Origin of the sequence: Desulfosporosinus sp. Sb-LF (assembly GCF_004766055.1) — a bacterium.
Taxonomy (GTDB): domain Bacteria; phylum Bacillota; class Desulfitobacteriia; order Desulfitobacteriales; family Desulfitobacteriaceae; genus Desulfosporosinus.
Genome location: NZ_SPQR01000009.1, coordinates 14427 through 29931, shown reverse-complemented (window position 1 = coordinate 29931; position 15505 = coordinate 14427). Strand labels below are relative to the sequence as shown.

Sequence of the window (15505 nt, the reverse complement as noted above, 5' to 3'; positions counted from 1 at the left end):
TCCAGGCTTAAAATGAAAGCGAGTGAAAGGAGGATTTCTTATGGCCTTGATTGAGAAATTTGCCACCTTGTTTGGGGTGCCTGAATTCGTTGTTCCTCATATGTCTAGTTTTGTGTCAGACCGGGATATGGATTTGGTGGTCGGGATGGACGGTCAGTTGTGTTCTGTCTCTGAAATCGCCATCAGGATGGAATGCACTTCGGAGCAGGCACAAGATCTATTAGAAGGCTGTTACAATAAGCATATTGTCAATAGAGAGAAGCGTGGGGAAGAACTCGTTTATTTTGCAGCTGATTTCTATGAACGGTTAGATTATGTATGCAAATTTGATGAAAACTATCAAATGAAAGTTGGACCAGAATTGCGTCAGGCGTTGGATCATTGGTGCTATGAAGTTTACACAGAGAGAATGGGGCCATATCTTGAATCACTTCAAAATGGGGAGACGGTAGATAGGGTACCAGAAACGTTTGAGCTGATAGAGAACCTTGAAGAATTATTGGATTCTGTTCGCGAAATACGCCTAGTTCCTTGCAATTGCCGAAAGCTCGCGGGCCAGTGTACTAAGCCAACTGGAACTTGTTTAGGCTTTGATCATTCCATTACAGATCGTACCTTTGGTCAGTCTCTAACGAAGGAAGAAGCGAAAGAGATCGTAAAAATGGCGCATCGGAAGGGTCTGATGCATCAAGTAAACAGTGACTGGCGGACAAATGGTCTAGCTTGGATATGTAATTGTTGTGCTTGCTGTTGTTATCCTACGCGTCTGGCTTTAGAAAAGGGAACGAAGGGCGTTTTTCCGGTGATCCAATACGTGGCCCAGCGCGACGAAGATAAATGTTCGCATTGTGGGGCTTGTACTAAAAGATGTAATTTTTCAGCGTTTAGTTTAGGAGAGACAGAAACCGTAATCGACGGGAAAATACGGAGGAAAGTGGAGTTCGATCCGGAACAATGTTGGGGATGTGGGATCTGTGTCGAAACTTGCTCAGATAAGGCTATCACAATGGTTAGGGTAGGCTAAAAAGAAGGGCTGTCCTGAGAGTTAGGTACTGACAGTTACTTAGAAGACCCTAAAGGGTTTGAAGGTATATTTGTAGCAAAATTTCGGTAAGTGCAAAAGAATTATGCACCCTTTCTATAAACGTTGAAATAAATCCTTAAGACATCACTGTGGGGAAGAATCTATAGAGATCTCTAATTTGTTAATAGGAATTCAAAAAGATGATTTATAGCAAACATTTTATGCGTTAGAAATTTTCACTAGTTCATAGATGAAGAATTGCATCGTATTAGAAAAGGGCTATATAGCCTACTCTTACTAAGAAAAAGGATCGTTCGGACCAAAATGTACTTTGATGAGGGTCTGGCACAAATGTTGCAAGCTTACTTTATTAACAGTATTGAATGCAGAAAGTATCCTTGATTATCGATCGATCGCAAAGCCTTTATAGAAGGCAGCTAGTTCCTGTTAGTAGTTTGGAAGATCATGATTGTGGCTTTTAAAGCTTGGTGAAGGTAATAAACTATTCTGAAGGGCAGGTAATTAACCCATGAAAAAGATTCGTTCCAATAGTATAGAGAATTTGACTCCCCAGTTACGTTGGGCTAGTGAGGGACAGATAGAGCAAATCCATTTCGCGACATTGGAGGTCCTTGAGCGCACTGGAGTTAAAGTAGACCACCCGGAAGCGTTACAGCTACTCAAAGATGCTGGCTGTATTGTGAATGAGCACCGTGTACGGATTCCGAGTTGGCTCGTTGAAGAATGCATTCGTCTGGCCCCGAGCAAGATCGTCGTAGCAAATCGAACAGGTAAGCGCGTAATGCCTCTGGAGAAGAATAGAACGTATTTCGGAACGGGCTCAGATCTTCCCTTTACGATCGATCTTGAAACGGGTATGAGAAGGCGCTCTACGAAAAAAGACGTGGAATTAGCGTGTCGGGTCATGGATTATTTGCCGAACTATGATTTTGTCATGAGTTATGCCATCGCTTCTGACCAAAGTAGCAAAGTAAGCGATCTTCATCAACTAGAAGCCATGGTTTCCAATACCGTTAAACCCATTATAGTGACCGCACATGATGAGATAAACATGCGTGCTCAATTAGAGATGGCAGCCTTAGTGGCTGGCGGGAAGGAAGAACTTCGGAAAAACCCGTTCATCGTCCTTTACTCTGAGCCGATTTCTCCTTTGGTCCACACGAATGATGGGATTGCAAAAATGTTTGCCTGCTTTGAATATGGAGTGCCGGTGGTTTATACTCCGGGGATCTTGTCTGGAGCTACCACACCCGTGACGAAAGCTGGGACAATCGTCTTAATGAATGCTGAAGCTTTAGCTGGGGTCGTGATGGCTCAATTAAAGTGCAAAGGTGCCCCTATCATCATTGGTGGTGGAGCGACCCCTATGGACATGGGAACCACTGCAACCTTGTATGGATCTCCGGAGACCATGATGAATTATGCGATCATGACGCAATTATCCCAGTTTTACGGAATTCCTAACTTCACCGAAGCGGGATGTGTCAATTCTCCAGTGCCAGATGCTCAGGCAGGTATGGAAGCAGGAAACGGTATTTTGATGGCTCAATTAATGGGAGCTAACTTAGTCCATGATGTAGGGTACCTAGAAGGCGGAAAAACCGGTTCGCTCACCTTCCTCACGATGTGTAATGATTTTATGGATAACGCACGTTACATAGGTGGGGGAACACGCATCGATGAGGAGACGCTTGCAGTCGATGTGATTGATGAAGTGGGCCCTGGTGGAAACTATGTTTGTCATCAGCACACGTTTGACCACTTCCGTGAAGAAATTTGGATGCCCAAACAGTTTAACCGTTCGTTCTGGGAAGTTTGGGAAGAACAGGGATCTAAAACGGTTGAAGACCATGCCGCTGATTTGGCCAAAGAAATCGTTGCCACCCACGTTCCTATGTTGTTAGATGAAACGATCCGCCAAGGGTTGAATGATATTATTGCAGAAACAGAAAAAATTAATAAAGACCTTTAAGCTATCCATAGGTTTGTTTGAAAGAAAAGGGGGTATCGTTATGGGAGTGGGAAGTTCACACGGAAACGGGCTGTTTTTCCGCACTTTGTCTGAAAAACAGGCAGAGGAGATTCATCTTGCCAGTTGTAAGATACTTGAAGAGACCGGTATGGTGATTTACCATGAGGAAGCGGTCGAGCTGCTTCGGCAGGCAGGGGCCTATGTAGAAAACGGTAATCGGGTCTATTTCCCAACACATCTTGTGAAGAAAGCACTGCAGACTGCACCTTCGCGCGTGACGCTATACAATCGTAATGGAGAGGCAGCACTGAATTTAGAAGGAACCAACGTGCATTTTGGTACTGGATCAGACACGCTTAATTATTTAGATCCGTTTAGTCAAGAAAGGCGTAGTTGGCGCCAAGAGGACGTGGCGCAGGCCATAAGAATATGTGACAATCTGGAAAATATTGATTTTGTCATGTCTATGGGTCTACTGTCCGATGTCAGTCCCCATATGATTAATCGAGAACAATATGCCATCATGGTGCAAAATACCGTGAAGCCTCAGGTGGTCATTGCTGAGGACGGGGATACTCTGCGGGATATTATCGAGATGGCAGCGGTGGCAGTGGGCGGGAAAGAACGCTTGCGTCAGAGGCCTCTGTTCATGATTTACACTGAACCGACGTCTCCGCTTCAGCATCCGCAAGAATCTGTGGATAAATTGTTAATTGCCGCAGAAAATGGGGTTCCGACCAATTTCGCGTGTGGTGGTGTAGCGGGAGCTTCAGTGCCTACGACGGTTGGAGGGGCTTTAGTTCAGGCTAATGCCGAAGCCTTGAGTGGTTTAGTTATTCACCAGTTGAAAGCTCCGGGGGCGCCTTTTGTTTATGGCTATGGTAATTCTCCGTTAGATATGCGGACCATGCAAGCGGTTTATGGTACACCCGAAGCTGTGCTTTTCCAAGGAGGGGCTGTCGATTTAGCGCATTACTACCAGCTGCCATCTTGGGGCTATGCCGGATGCTGCAACTCGAAGGTTTGCGACGAACAGGCCATTGCAGAATCGACCATGTTCACCTTGATGGGGGCGCTTCAAGGGTGCAACATTATGCATGATGTTTTCTATATGGAATTTGGCTTAACTGGATCATTAGAGTTGCTGCTGATTTCCAATGAGGTTATTGGTCGAACCAGACGATTGCTAAGAGGGATTGACACTGATAAAGAATCCTTAGGGGTCGACGCGATCATGAGGGTTGGCCCGGGAGGTAATTTCCTGGGAGATGAACATACGGTTAATCATTTTAGAAAGAATTGGTTCCCTGATCTCTCGGATTTCGATAGTTATCAAAGTTGGTCAGGGAACGGGAGTAAGACGATGGTTGACCGTGCTAGAGAGAGAATTAAACATATCCTAGAGACGCACCAGCCAAATCCTGTTAGTGAGGAAGTCAAGGAAGGAATTAACGCTGTTCTTAGACAAGCAAGGGACAAGTTCGGAGTCAACGATCTGTAGAGATAATGAATACAGTAGCCCTAAGGGGCTACTGTAGCTGTTTGGAAAACTCTGCTGGTTTTGGGGAAGGCTAATTCTAAGTTTTTAATACTTTGATATATATCAAGATGGGTAGGAAACTTGAAACTAAGGCTGTTGCATATTACTGGATTGTAAATCTCTTATTTGGGTGAGGAGGACTATGTTATGATCAATAATTATGACATCTCACAAGCCATGACCATAAAGCTAAAACCGGAACTCCCAGAAATACAGGAGTTTGTAGAAGGAATCAGAAGGGCTCCTGACAGGGGGTTTAGTCTATCACAGGCTCAAACGAAGATCGCTTTGAAAAATGCTCTGCGCTATGTGCCTGAGGAACTGCATGAAACATTGGCCCCGGAATTTCTCGAAGAATTGCGGACCAGAGGTAGGATTTACGCTTATCGTTTTCGTCCAGCCGGGCCATTGCATGGGAAGCCAATCGATGACTATAAAGGGAACTGCATTGAAGGTAAGGCCTTCCAGGTTATGATCGATAATAACCTGGATTTTGAAGTAGCCCTTTATCCCTATGAACTTGTCACCTATGGTGAAACGGGGAGTGTCTGTCAAAACTGGCTGCAGTATCGTTTGATTAAGAAATATCTTGAAGTGATAACAGATCATCAGACCTTGGTCATGGAATCGGGCCACCCAGTAGGACTATTCCCCTCGCGGCCAGAAGCGCCTAGGGTGATTATAACCAATTCTTTGATGGTCGGTATGTTTGACAATCAGAAGGATTGGGAAGTTGCTGAACAAATGGGTGTGGCCAATTATGGTCAAATGACGGCGGGCGGCTGGATGTATATCGGACCCCAGGGAATTGTGCATGGTACGTTCAACACTTTGCTCAATGCCGGAAGATTAATGTTAGGGGTTCCTCATGATGGGGATATACGAGGACGATTATTTATCTCGTCGGGTCTTGGTGGTATGAGTGGGGCTCAAGGGAAATCCGTGGAAATAGCCCAAGGGGTTGGGATTATCGCGGAAGTCGATGAGTCGAGGATAAAGACCCGCTATGCTCAGGGCTGGGTTAGTCGTGTGTCGGCTGATCTTGACGAAGTTTTCCGTATTGCTGATGAGTATGTGCAGAAGAAAGAACCTATGTCGATTGCTTACCAAGGGAATGTCGTGGACTTGCTGGAGTATGCGGTTGAAAATAAGATCAAAGTGGATTTGCTCTCAGATCAGACGTCTTGCCATGTTGCTTATGAAGGGGGCTATTGCCCGCAGGGTATTTCTTTTGAAGAGAGGACAAGGCTTCTTAGCACGAATCGGGCTGAATTTAAGGAACTCGTCGATCGGAGTTTAAAGCGTCAATTCGAGTTGATCAGTACTTTAGTAGAACAAGGCACCTATTTCTTTGATTATGGAAATTCTTTCATGAAAGCGGTTTATGATGCTGGGGTGAATGAGATATCCAAAAACGGTGTAGATGAAAAGGATGGCTTTATTTTCCCGTCCTATGTTGAAGATATTATGGGGCCAGAACTCTTTGATTATGGGTATGGGCCTTTTAGATGGGTTTGCCTCAGCGGCAAAAAAGAAGATTTGAGAAAAACGGATGAGGCAGCGATGTCTTGTATCGATCCAAATCGTCGGGGCCAAGATAGGGATAACTATATCTGGATTAAGGATGCTGAGAAAAATAAACTCGTGGTCGGCACGCAAGCTAGAATCCTATATCAGGATGCTGAAGGGCGGATAAAGATCGCGCTTAAATTCAACGAAATGGTTCGCACGGGCGAGATCGGACCGGTTATGCTCGGACGGGATCATCATGATGTGAGCGGGACGGATTCACCGTTTAGGGAAACCGCCAATATCAAAGATGGCAGTAATGTTATGGCAGATATGGCTGTACAAAGCTTTGCCGGAGACGCCGCTAGAGGAATGAGCCTTGTATCCCTTCACAACGGTGGGGGAGTAGGCATTGGAAAAGCTATCAATGGTGGTTTTGGCTTGGTACTCGATGGGAGCGAGCGAGTGGATAACGTGATTAAGTCCGCTCTGTTATGGGACGTCATGGGCGGAGTGGCACGGCGGTCTTGGGCTAGAAACGAACACTCTATTGAAACGAGCATTGAGTTTAATGAGCGTTATAAGGGTTTAGGACATATTACGGTTCCTTTTATTCCTAAGGAGGAATTGGTGGATAGGTTAGTTGAGGGGTTGTTCGGGGGGGAAGTTTCTTAGAAACACGCTGCTGTATCGAGGAGGAAGTTTCTTAGCCCGTTCGCACACGCTGCATCGCTATTCGCTTGATGCTAAGGCTAAAACGCAAAACCCTGGGGCTGTTCTGCAAGTGCGCCGCTCCTTGCCATCCTTGGCACCGCGGCATCAGTCCATCCATGGACAAGTCCCGTTGCGTTTCTTTACGCCTTAGCATCTGCGCTCATTGACGCGATTCCGCTCTTCGTGCTTCTCTGAGCTAAGAAACTCCCTTGGGTTTGTGGGTCGACGGGGTTGGAACGTGTGAGGATGTTTGCGTCTTTGACGAAAAAGCGTTTGTTAAGCGGGGGACGAGGGACGTAGGCTTGGCTAACGTTAACGGATACAGTGGGAGTTCTTGATTTGGGGAATTTTGGGTTGACACTAACGAAGGGTGTGGGTAATTTGAATCTTAGGGATTTGAGTTTAAGTGAATTTGCCCGTGAAGTGGCTTCGTCGTCGCCTGCGCCGGGTGGCGGGAGTGTGGCTGCTTATGCTGGGGCTCAAGGATATGCGCTGGTGGCTATGGTTTGTCGATTGACGATTGGGCGGGAGAAGTTTGCTGCTGTTCAGGATGAGATGAGGTCATTAATGGACATGGCAGTGGCGAGGCAAGAATTGTTATTGGCTTTAGTTGATGAGGATACCCATGGTTTCAAGGTCGTGATGGAGGCCTTGGGTCTTCCGAAGAATACTGAGGATGAAAAGATGCTTCGTCGTGAGGCTTTGGAAGTGGCCACAATTAAGGCGGCGGAGATTCCCTTGCGAACGGCTAAGGAGTGTTTGGCAGGTTTACGTGAAATCCCTAGTTTGCTTGCTAAGGGAAATCCCAACGCTTTGAGTGACATGGGAGTTGCGGCTTTAATGTTCAAGTCGGGTCTTGAGGGAGCTCTCTATAATGTGCAAATTAATGCGTTGGGGTTAAAGTCCATTGAAACGAAAGAGGATTTGTTGGTGGAATGCCAAGTGATACGTTCTGAGGGAAATCGATTGTTCGAGGAATGTCAGGGTACGGTGTTGGAGAGGTTGAAGTAGAAGAGTCAGTGTCTTAGCCCGTTCGCACACGCTCCATCGCTATTCGCTTGACGCCGAGGCTAAAACGCAAAACCTCTAGGTTGTTCTGTAAGTGCGCCGCTCCTTGCCATCCATGGCGATGCTCTAACCTCAAACGTCCTGTTCGAGTCATGGACAAGTTCCGTTGCGTTTCTTAACGCCTTGGCGTTTGCGCTCATTGAAGCGATTCAGGGTTGGATCACGGACGCACATTGGGGATAGTTTCTGGCTTGAGGCAAATCGCCCCCCTGCTTCGGTGCTGCGCCGGGGATCAGGATACGGGAATACATGAATACGTGAAAACGGGCCTGCGGGATATAGGATACGGAATGTGGGAAATGGAATATTGAGATACAAGGATTAGTAGTTTTAGGGAGATGTTGTATGTGGTAAAAGTCGTAGAATGTATTCCAAATATTAGTGAGGGTAGGCGGCTGGATGTTGTAGATGAAATTCTTGCTGAGGTGAGGCAGGTAGCGGGTGTTACTTTGCTGGATTATTCTAGTAATGCGGACCACAATCGGACGGTTATTAGTATGATTGGTGAACCAGAGAAGGTGCTTGAAGCTGCCTGGAGGCTGATTTCTAAAGCGGCCGAGAAGATTGATCTTGATCAACATCAGGGAGAACATCCAAGGATGGGAGCTACGGATGTTGTTCCTTTCGTTCCTGTACGGGGTATGTCCATGGAAGAGTGTGTTGAGCTGGCTAAAACGTTAGGGGAACGGGTTGGACGAGAACTTTCAATCCCTGTCTATCTCTATGAGAAGGCGGCGACAAGGGCCGAAAGACGGAATCTCGCGGAGGTTCGTAGAGGGCAATATGAAGGACTGAAGGAGAGTATCACGACGCCTGAGCGTGCTCCGGATTATGGACCGAGTGTTTTGGGAAAGGCGGGAGCGATTGCCATTGGGGCTCGTCCGCCTCTTGTTGCGTTTAATGTAAACCTTGGAACTACAAATATTGAGATTGGTAAGGCTATTGCCAAGGGGATTCGTGGGAGCTCCGGAGGATTTGTCAACGTCAAGGCGCTGGGGATTGATCTTTCCGAGCAAGGTCTTGTGCAAATCTCAATGAATATGGTGGATACCGAAGGAACTCCACTGTATCGGGCTATGGAGTTTATTAAAACTGAAGCCGCTCACTTCGGAGTGCCGATTGTCGGTAGCGAAATTGTTGGTCTGGTTCCGCTTGATGCTATGATGGATGTGGCAACCTACTATTTGGGTTTGCGTGATTTTTCAAGTGAGCAGATTTTAGAGAAGCGTGTGTTTGGGTTTTAGGGGAAGGAAGTGTCATAGCATCCTACGGCGGTATGTGTTCGTTTTAGGTAAGCGCCTTTGGCGATAGTCTCCACCGGAGACTATCGTGATCGCACACGCTGCATCGCTATTCGCTTGACGATAAGGCTAAAACGCAAAACCCTGGGGCGTTCTGTAGTGCGCCGCTCCTTGCCATCCTTGGCACCGCGGCATCAGTCCATCCATGGACAAGTCCCGTTGAGTTTCTTTACGCTTTATCGTCTGCGCTCATTGACGCGATTCCGCTAAAGTGCTTCTCTAAGCTAAGAAACTTCCTCTGGTCTGGGGTCGGAAGGGGATTGGAACGACGAGGAGAGCTTTCTACGTATACATGCGCTGCATGCTATTGTTTGACGCAACGCCGCTGACATGCTCTCTAAGAAAATCGCACCTCTGCTTGGGTGCTGTGCCGTGGGGCTGGGAACGAGGTTGATAAGCTTTTAAAGGAGATGGTTTGGTGCTGTATGCGGATCTTTTGATCCATTCTGCGCAGGTGATGGTGACGATGAAGGGTCACTCTGGATGTCCGGCTCGTGGGGAAGGTATGTCCGAGATTGGTTTGATTGAAGACGGTGCTGTGGCTATTCGAGAGGGTAAGATTGTAGCGGTAGGCACAACGGAAGAGGTTCTTGCTAGTGGATTGGTTGGGCCGGAAACTAGGCGAATTGGTGCCCAGGGTAAGGTTGTGTCTCCGGGGTTTGTTGATCCACACACGCACGTTATCTATGCTGGTTCGCGCGAAAATGAATTGTCCTTGAAACTTAGAGGAGTTCCTTACCTTGAGATTCTTAAACAAGGCGGGGGAATTCTCTCAACGGTTCGGAGTACAAAACAGGCTACGGATGGAGAGATTAAGGCTCAAACAAGCCGCCGACTTCAGACGATGCTTAGTCTGGGAACGACGACGGTTGAGGTGAAGAGCGGGTATGGTTTAACGTTAGATGAAGAAATGCGGGCGTTGCGTCTTATTAAGGAATTAAACCATGAACAGGTAATCGATCTAGTACCTACATTTATGGGAGCACATGCGGTTCCGCCGGGTTTTAGCGAAGAGGAGTTTACAGATTACATTATTGAAGATATGCTGCCAAACGTTGCAGCTGAGGGTCTTGCAGAGTTCTGTGATGTTTTCTGCGAGCCTGGGGTGTTCAGCGTCAACTCAAGTGAGCGAATTTTATCTAAAGCTAAACAACTTAACTTTAAGTTGAAGATCCATGCCGATGAATTAGATCCGGCAGGAGGAGCAGAATTGGCAGCGAAACTGAGCGTGACGAGTGCGGACCATTTACTTCAGGCTTCGGATGAAGGGATTACCGCTCTTGCTAAACAAGGAGTGATCGCGGTACTACTTCCGGCGACGTCGTTTAATCTTGCCAAGAATTCGTATGCAAGAGCAAGAGAAATGATCAGTGCTGGGGTGCCTGTGGCTTTGGCCACAGATTCGAACCCTGGGTCATCCCCTACAGAGTCCATGCCCCTAGTTTTGACCCTTGCTTGTCTTTATCTTCGCCTTACTCCTGAGGAAGCCTTGACGGCGGCGACAATCAATGCTGCACATGCCATTGGTAGGGCGAATGAGGTGGGAAGTTTAGAAGTGGGGAAACAGGGGGATGTTCTTATTCTCGACATACCGAATTTGAATTATTTGCCGTATCATTTTGGAAATAATCCGGTTGGGACGGTGATTAAACGGGGGAACGTGGTATGGGATTCCAAGATTTTTGATAGACAAACTACTTGAAGATTTGTAATATGGAAACATATGGGAGAGGATAGAAAACAAGCTCGGGGAGGAGTAATGAAGTGGATCAAGAAACTCGAGAGATGTTTGGAAAAGTCCTAGGCTTACTTGAGACCGTGAAAACGGACGTGCAAGTATTGAAGACAGACGTGGCAGGATTAAACCAGAGAATGGATGTCATGAACCAGAGAATGGATTTCATGGGTTCACGTCAAGATGAGATGTATCTCATGTTGAAAGGATCTGAAGAAAGTCGCCAGCGGATGAAGACGTTGGAAGAGAAAGGCTCCATTTCCGAAATAGAGAGGGATCAATTAAAAATGGAGTCGGCTAAGATAATTTGGCGCTATTCGTCGTGGTGCTCATGAAATTTTGAACGGATTAGCCAATGAAGAGGTATCTTAAGGCTAGGTATAATTGATAATAGGGTCAATGTTATAGATAAGATAAGTTAGTCCCATGACCGTGCATTTCTGCACGGTTATGGGATTTTTGTTTCGGCACGTTTTAGTGAACTATGATATAATAAGGTGTTCTACAGCTTTTGGTAAGGGGAAGAGGAACAAAACATGAACATCTTAACTGCTGAGAATTTGACGAAAAGTTATGGCGAAAAAGTACTGTTTGCTGATATTTCCTTTGGGATTGACGACGGAGAAAAAATAGGGCTCATCGGGGTTAATGGGACGGGTAAATCCACTCTGCTCAAAATCTTGGCGGGAGTGGAATGGCCGGATCAGGGCAAAGTCACGATGGGAAATAGCGTGCGCCTAGAGTATCTCCCTCAGAATCCAGATTTTGAAGATGAAGCGACTGTCTTACAGCAGGTTTTTAAGGGGAATTCCCCTGTTATGCAATTGTTGCGGGAGTATGAAATGGCCTTGGAAAAGCTGGATGAAGACCCAGATCAGCCGAGGCTTCAACAAACGCTGATTGCGCTAGGGCAACAAATGGATGAGCTGGATGCTTGGCAACTGGAAAACGAAGCTAAATCCATTCTGAATAAACTCGGAATTTCTAAATTCGATACCTTGGTAGGGACTCTATCAGGCGGGCAGAGAAAACGAGTGGCTTTAGCAAGTGCGCTCATCAACCCAACGGATATTCTGATTCTCGATGAGCCGACGAACCACATTGACAATGATACGGTGGATTGGCTGGAACAGTATTTGAATAAACGCAAAGGTGCGCTGGTCATGATTACGCACGATCGGTATTTTCTTGATCGTGTCGTTGGCCGGGTGCTAGAGTTAGACCAGGGAAAACTTTATCCTTACCCTGGAAATTATAGTCGTTTCTTAGAATTGAAAGTGGAGCGGGAAGAGCAAGTCGAGGCAACCGAGAGAAAACGGCAAAACCTTTTCCGCAGTGAACTTGCATGGATGCGTCGAGGAGCTAAGGCCCGTACGACTAAGCAGAAGGCAAGGATCGATCGTTTTGAAAAGCTTCAGGCAGATAAACCGATGGAGCACGCTGATCGACTTGAAATGCCTGCTGGGGCTTCACGCTTAGGAAAAAAAATCTTAGAATGTACAGATGTGCGAAAAGAGTTTCCTGACCGGGGTGTCGTGATCGAAGATTTCAATTATATTCTCTTGAGAAATGATCGAATTGGGATAATCGGCCCTAATGGAAGTGGTAAGTCGACCTTATTAAACTTGATTGCTGGTCGCCTCACCCCAGATAGGGGAAGTATAGAGCTAGGTTCCACGGTCAATATGGGGTATTTTACTCAGGAAAATACGTATTTGAATCCGGACATTCGTGTAATTGATGAAATCAAAGCGGTGGCTGAAGTGATTCCCACGGCTGATGGGGGCTTTTTGACTGCGTCTCAAATGCTGGAACGCTTTTTATTTCCACCAGCTGTTCAATGGACGCAGATAGGGAAACTTTCCGGAGGGGAAAAACGTAGACTTTATCTGTTGAGGATTTTGATGGGTGCTCCGAATGTCCTTTTATTGGACGAGCCGACCAATGATTTGGACATTCAAACTTTAACGATTTTAGAGGGATATCTGGATGAATTTCCAGGGGCAGTCATTACTGTTTCCCATGATCGGTATTTTCTCGACCGAATCACGGATAAGATTTTCTCCTTTGAAGGAGAGGGGGTTATTCGGTCGTACGTGGGAAATTACTCGGACTATCGTGAACAAATCTATGCGATAGCTCAAGCGGAGGCTCAGGCGGATAACTTAGCTTCTTTGGCTAAAACGTATCGAAAGACGGACGTTCAGTCGGAAAATGTTGAACCTGAGAGGAAGAAAGAACGCCCGCTTAAAATGACCTATAAAGAACAGCAGGATTATGAACAAATTGAGGCTCAAATTTCGCAAACGGAAGAGGAACTTCAAAAAAACAATCAACTTATGAATGATGTGGGCAGTGATTTTGGAAAGCTAACTGAGTTAGTGGCAATTCAACAAGCCTTAGAGCAAAAACTGGACGATATGCTCGAGCGTTGGACGCATTTGAACGAACTAGCGGAAAAAATAGCTCAAAATAAAGGATAGGATAGTCGTCCGTTAAAAAGTTAAAAGGCTAAAAGTTATAAGCTAAAAGTGTTGAATCGAAAGAATCGAATTTTACCTTAAAATAATTGGAGGATGTATTATAATATGGATGATAAAGCTTTGGAACAGATGAAACGGTTAGTTGAAGAGAAAAAGCGGAAGAGTTCTGAACAAGGTGGACCGACCAAAGCCACGCAGAAAATCGGTGAGAAGAGAAAAGGTATTAAACGTCGCAAAGTTGGCGGAATGTTCGATAAGTAAAGTTGCAATTAAGGAGAGAAGTCAAGTCACATGAGCATATTGAATGTAGAAAACGTTAGCCACGGGTTTGGCGGACGTAAGATTTTGGAAGAGGTTAGCTTTCGCTTATTAAAAGGGGAGCACGTTGGCTTAGTTGGGGCAAATGGGGAAGGAAAATCAACGTTTCTTGATATTATTACTGGAAAGCTTATGCCTGACAAAGGGAACGTTGAATGGTCAAACCGGGTGACGGTCGGTTATCTGGACCAGCATACAGTTTTGGAAAAAGGAAAAACAATCCGCGATGTTCTCAAAGAGGCGTTTCAAGGAATGTTTGATTTGGAAGCGGAGACGTTAGAACTTTACGACCGAATGGGCAGTGTTTCGGAAAGCGAAATGAACAAGATGTTGGAAGATGTCGGGGAAATTCAGAGCATACTAGAACACAATGGTTTTTATATGATTGATACGAAGATTGAAGAAATTGCCAATGGACTGGGTCTTGGCGAAGTCGGTTTGGACAAAGATGTCACGGATTTAAGCGGAGGGCAACGAACAAAGGTCTTACTCACGAAACTTTTGCTCCAAAATCCGAGTATATTGATTCTCGACGAGCCGACGAATTTCTTGGATGTGGAGCATATTGAGTGGTTGAAGCGCTATCTTAATCAGTATGAAAATGCATTTATCCTCGTTTCCCACGACGTGCCTTTTATGAATAGCGTTGTGAACGTTATTTATCATGTTGAAAATGCCAATTTAACTCGCTATACCGGAAACTACGAGCAATTCATGGCTCTCTTCGAAACCCGTAAGGTTCAAGAAATTAAAGCTTACGATAAGCAGCAAAAAGAAGTAGATCGGCTTGAAGATTTTATTGCCCGGAACAAAGCTCGAATTTCAACGACGGGTCGGGCCAAAAGTCGCCAGAAGCAGTTGGAAAAGATGGACCTGCTTGAGCGACCAAGAGAGAAGATCCAACCCAAGTTTAGATTTAGAGAAGCTCGGTCGCCAGGAAAGGTGATTTTCGAGGCAAAGAATGTCGTGTTGGGTTATGATGAACCTTTGACCCGACCCTTAGATTTATCTCTGGAGCGAGGGCAAAAGGTTGCGATTCGTGGGGTCAACGGGTTAGGTAAATCCACCTTGTTAAAGACCTTGCTTGGGCATATTCCGCCGGTTTCTGGTGAAGTTGAACTTGGAGACTATTTATATCCTGGTTATTTCGAGCAGGAATCTAGTCGCAAGAACGCGAAAACGGCGCTGGATGAAGTGTGGGGCGAGTTTCCAGGACTCTCGAATGGCGAGGTGCGTTCGGCCTTAGCGAAGTGTGGTTTGACCAGTGAACACATCTCCAGTAAGATGATGGTGTTGAGCGGTGGAGAGAACGCTAAAGTTCGACTATGTAAACTTATGCTGAAGGATGTAAATTGGCTGGTTCTCGACGAGCCTACCAATCATTTAGATGTTGAGGCTAAGGCAGAACTTAAGAAAGCCATTACTGACTATAAAGGGACAGTGCTTGTCGTTTCCCATGAACCAGACTTCTACGAAGATTGGGTAACGGATGTGTGGAATTTGGAAGAGTGGACCACTAAGATCGTCTAAGATAAAGGGTATAAGGAGCAGCAGCACTTTAGAACGATCACCCATTCAATAGCTGTCATAATGATCAGCCCATTAGATACCTATATAAAAAGGGGGCGTAGCGAAACTAAAGTTTCGTTACGCTCCCTTTTCGGTGCGCCACACATGGCGATTAACTTGGTGGTGAAAGTCCACTATGATCAGGCATAGGATATGGGACGAGTTTGCTAAACAAAACGAAGTCCAATTAATTACACAGACATACCAGTGTAAATGATGTTGGTGCATGGAATGAAAGTGAATCGTCTTAC

13 protein-coding genes are annotated in these 15505 nt (G+C 45.9%); 11 read left to right on the top strand and 2 right to left on the bottom strand.

Annotated elements, in window-relative coordinates; genetic code table 11:
• The first annotated feature begins 40 nt into the window (after positions 1-40).
• The 4 genes from E4K68_RS14200 (at position 41) to E4K68_RS14185 (ending at position 6741) form a co-directional block, all read left to right on the top strand.
• A complete protein-coding gene (locus E4K68_RS14200) occupies positions 41-1024 on the top strand; it encodes a 4Fe-4S dicluster domain-containing protein (protein ID WP_135379598.1) in 984 nt (327 codons plus the stop codon).
• 529 nt (positions 1025-1553) lie between these two features.
• The gene (locus E4K68_RS14195; RefSeq protein WP_135379597.1) at positions 1554-3017 is read left to right on the top strand and encodes a trimethylamine methyltransferase family protein; all 1464 of its coding nucleotides are present in this window, start codon (positions 1554-1556) and stop codon (positions 3015-3017) included.
• Positions 3018-3057: 40 nt separating this feature from the next.
• Complete coding sequence (locus tag E4K68_RS14190; RefSeq protein WP_135379596.1) at positions 3058-4518, top strand: trimethylamine methyltransferase family protein; 1461 nt, start codon at positions 3058-3060, stop codon at positions 4516-4518.
• A 186-nt stretch (positions 4519-4704) separates the two neighbouring features.
• Positions 4705-6741, top strand: coding sequence for a urocanate hydratase (locus tag E4K68_RS14185; RefSeq protein ID WP_135379595.1), 2037 nt, complete (start codon positions 4705-4707; stop codon positions 6739-6741).
• A 31-nt stretch (positions 6742-6772) separates the two neighbouring features.
• Here the strand turns inward: E4K68_RS14185 and E4K68_RS20420 are convergent, their stop codons facing one another.
• Positions 6773-6934 carry a hypothetical protein gene (locus E4K68_RS20420; protein WP_158291429.1) on the bottom strand — a complete coding sequence of 54 codons (162 nt, stop codon included), beginning with the start codon at positions 6932-6934 and terminating at the stop codon, positions 6773-6775.
• Between the two features lie 200 nt (positions 6935-7134).
• Between E4K68_RS20420 and E4K68_RS14180 the strand changes: the two genes are divergently transcribed.
• Positions 7135-7791: a cyclodeaminase/cyclohydrolase family protein gene (locus E4K68_RS14180; protein ID WP_243450379.1), complete on the top strand. Its 657-nt coding sequence runs from the start codon at positions 7135-7137 to the stop codon at positions 7789-7791.
• A 13-nt stretch (positions 7792-7804) separates the two neighbouring features.
• Here the strand turns inward: E4K68_RS14180 and E4K68_RS20415 are convergent, their stop codons facing one another.
• Entirely contained in the window at positions 7805-7942 is a 138-nt protein-coding gene (locus E4K68_RS20415; protein WP_158291428.1) for a hypothetical protein, read from the bottom strand.
• A gap of 253 nt (positions 7943-8195) precedes the next feature.
• Here E4K68_RS20415 and ftcD point away from each other — a divergent pair, with 253 nt between their 5' ends.
• The 6 genes from ftcD (at position 8196) to E4K68_RS14155 (ending at position 15215) form a co-directional block, all read left to right on the top strand.
• Positions 8196-9092: a glutamate formimidoyltransferase gene (ftcD, locus tag E4K68_RS14175; RefSeq protein ID WP_135379594.1), complete on the top strand. Its 897-nt coding sequence runs from the start codon at positions 8196-8198 to the stop codon at positions 9090-9092.
• A gap of 475 nt (positions 9093-9567) precedes the next feature.
• Positions 9568-10851 carry an imidazolonepropionase gene (gene hutI, locus E4K68_RS14170; RefSeq protein WP_282432995.1) on the top strand — a complete coding sequence of 428 codons (1284 nt, stop codon included), beginning with the start codon at positions 9568-9570 and terminating at the stop codon, positions 10849-10851.
• A 62-nt stretch (positions 10852-10913) separates the two neighbouring features.
• Positions 10914-11219: a hypothetical protein gene (locus tag E4K68_RS14165; RefSeq protein ID WP_135379593.1), complete on the top strand. Its 306-nt coding sequence runs from the start codon at positions 10914-10916 to the stop codon at positions 11217-11219.
• Positions 11220-11420: 201 nt separating this feature from the next.
• Positions 11421-13367 carry an ABC-F family ATP-binding cassette domain-containing protein gene (locus E4K68_RS14160; RefSeq protein WP_135379592.1) on the top strand — a complete coding sequence of 649 codons (1947 nt, stop codon included), beginning with the start codon at positions 11421-11423 and terminating at the stop codon, positions 13365-13367.
• Between the two features lie 105 nt (positions 13368-13472).
• Positions 13473-13628: a hypothetical protein gene (locus E4K68_RS20685; RefSeq protein WP_199241777.1), complete on the top strand. Its 156-nt coding sequence runs from the start codon at positions 13473-13475 to the stop codon at positions 13626-13628.
• A 30-nt stretch (positions 13629-13658) separates the two neighbouring features.
• Positions 13659-15215, top strand: coding sequence for an ABC-F family ATP-binding cassette domain-containing protein (locus tag E4K68_RS14155; RefSeq protein WP_135379591.1), 1557 nt, complete (start codon positions 13659-13661; stop codon positions 15213-15215).
• Positions 15216-15505 lie beyond the last annotated feature (290 nt).

What these genes read in the sequence shown, in the direction of transcription:
- E4K68_RS20685 (WP_199241777.1), top strand. Translation starts at nt 13,473, where the DNA reads ATGGATGATAAAGCTTTGGAACAGATGAAACGGTTAGTTGAAGAGAAA.
- E4K68_RS14160 (WP_135379592.1), top strand. Translation starts at nt 11,421, where the DNA reads ATGAACATCTTAACTGCTGAGAATTTGACGAAAAGTTATGGCGAAAAA.
- E4K68_RS14195 (WP_135379597.1), top strand. Translation starts at nt 1,554, where the DNA reads ATGAAAAAGATTCGTTCCAATAGTATAGAGAATTTGACTCCCCAGTTA.
- E4K68_RS20415 (WP_158291428.1), bottom strand. Translation starts at nt 7,942, where the DNA reads ATGACTCGAACAGGACGTTTGAGGTTAGAGCATCGCCATGGATGGCAA.
- E4K68_RS20420 (WP_158291429.1), bottom strand. Translation starts at nt 6,934, where the DNA reads ATGCTAAGGCGTAAAGAAACGCAACGGGACTTGTCCATGGATGGACTG.
- E4K68_RS14200 (WP_135379598.1), top strand. Translation starts at nt 41, where the DNA reads ATGGCCTTGATTGAGAAATTTGCCACCTTGTTTGGGGTGCCTGAATTC.
- E4K68_RS14155 (WP_135379591.1), top strand. Translation starts at nt 13,659, where the DNA reads ATGAGCATATTGAATGTAGAAAACGTTAGCCACGGGTTTGGCGGACGT.
- E4K68_RS14185 (WP_135379595.1), top strand. Translation starts at nt 4,705, where the DNA reads ATGATCAATAATTATGACATCTCACAAGCCATGACCATAAAGCTAAAA.
- E4K68_RS14190 (WP_135379596.1), top strand. Translation starts at nt 3,058, where the DNA reads ATGGGAGTGGGAAGTTCACACGGAAACGGGCTGTTTTTCCGCACTTTG.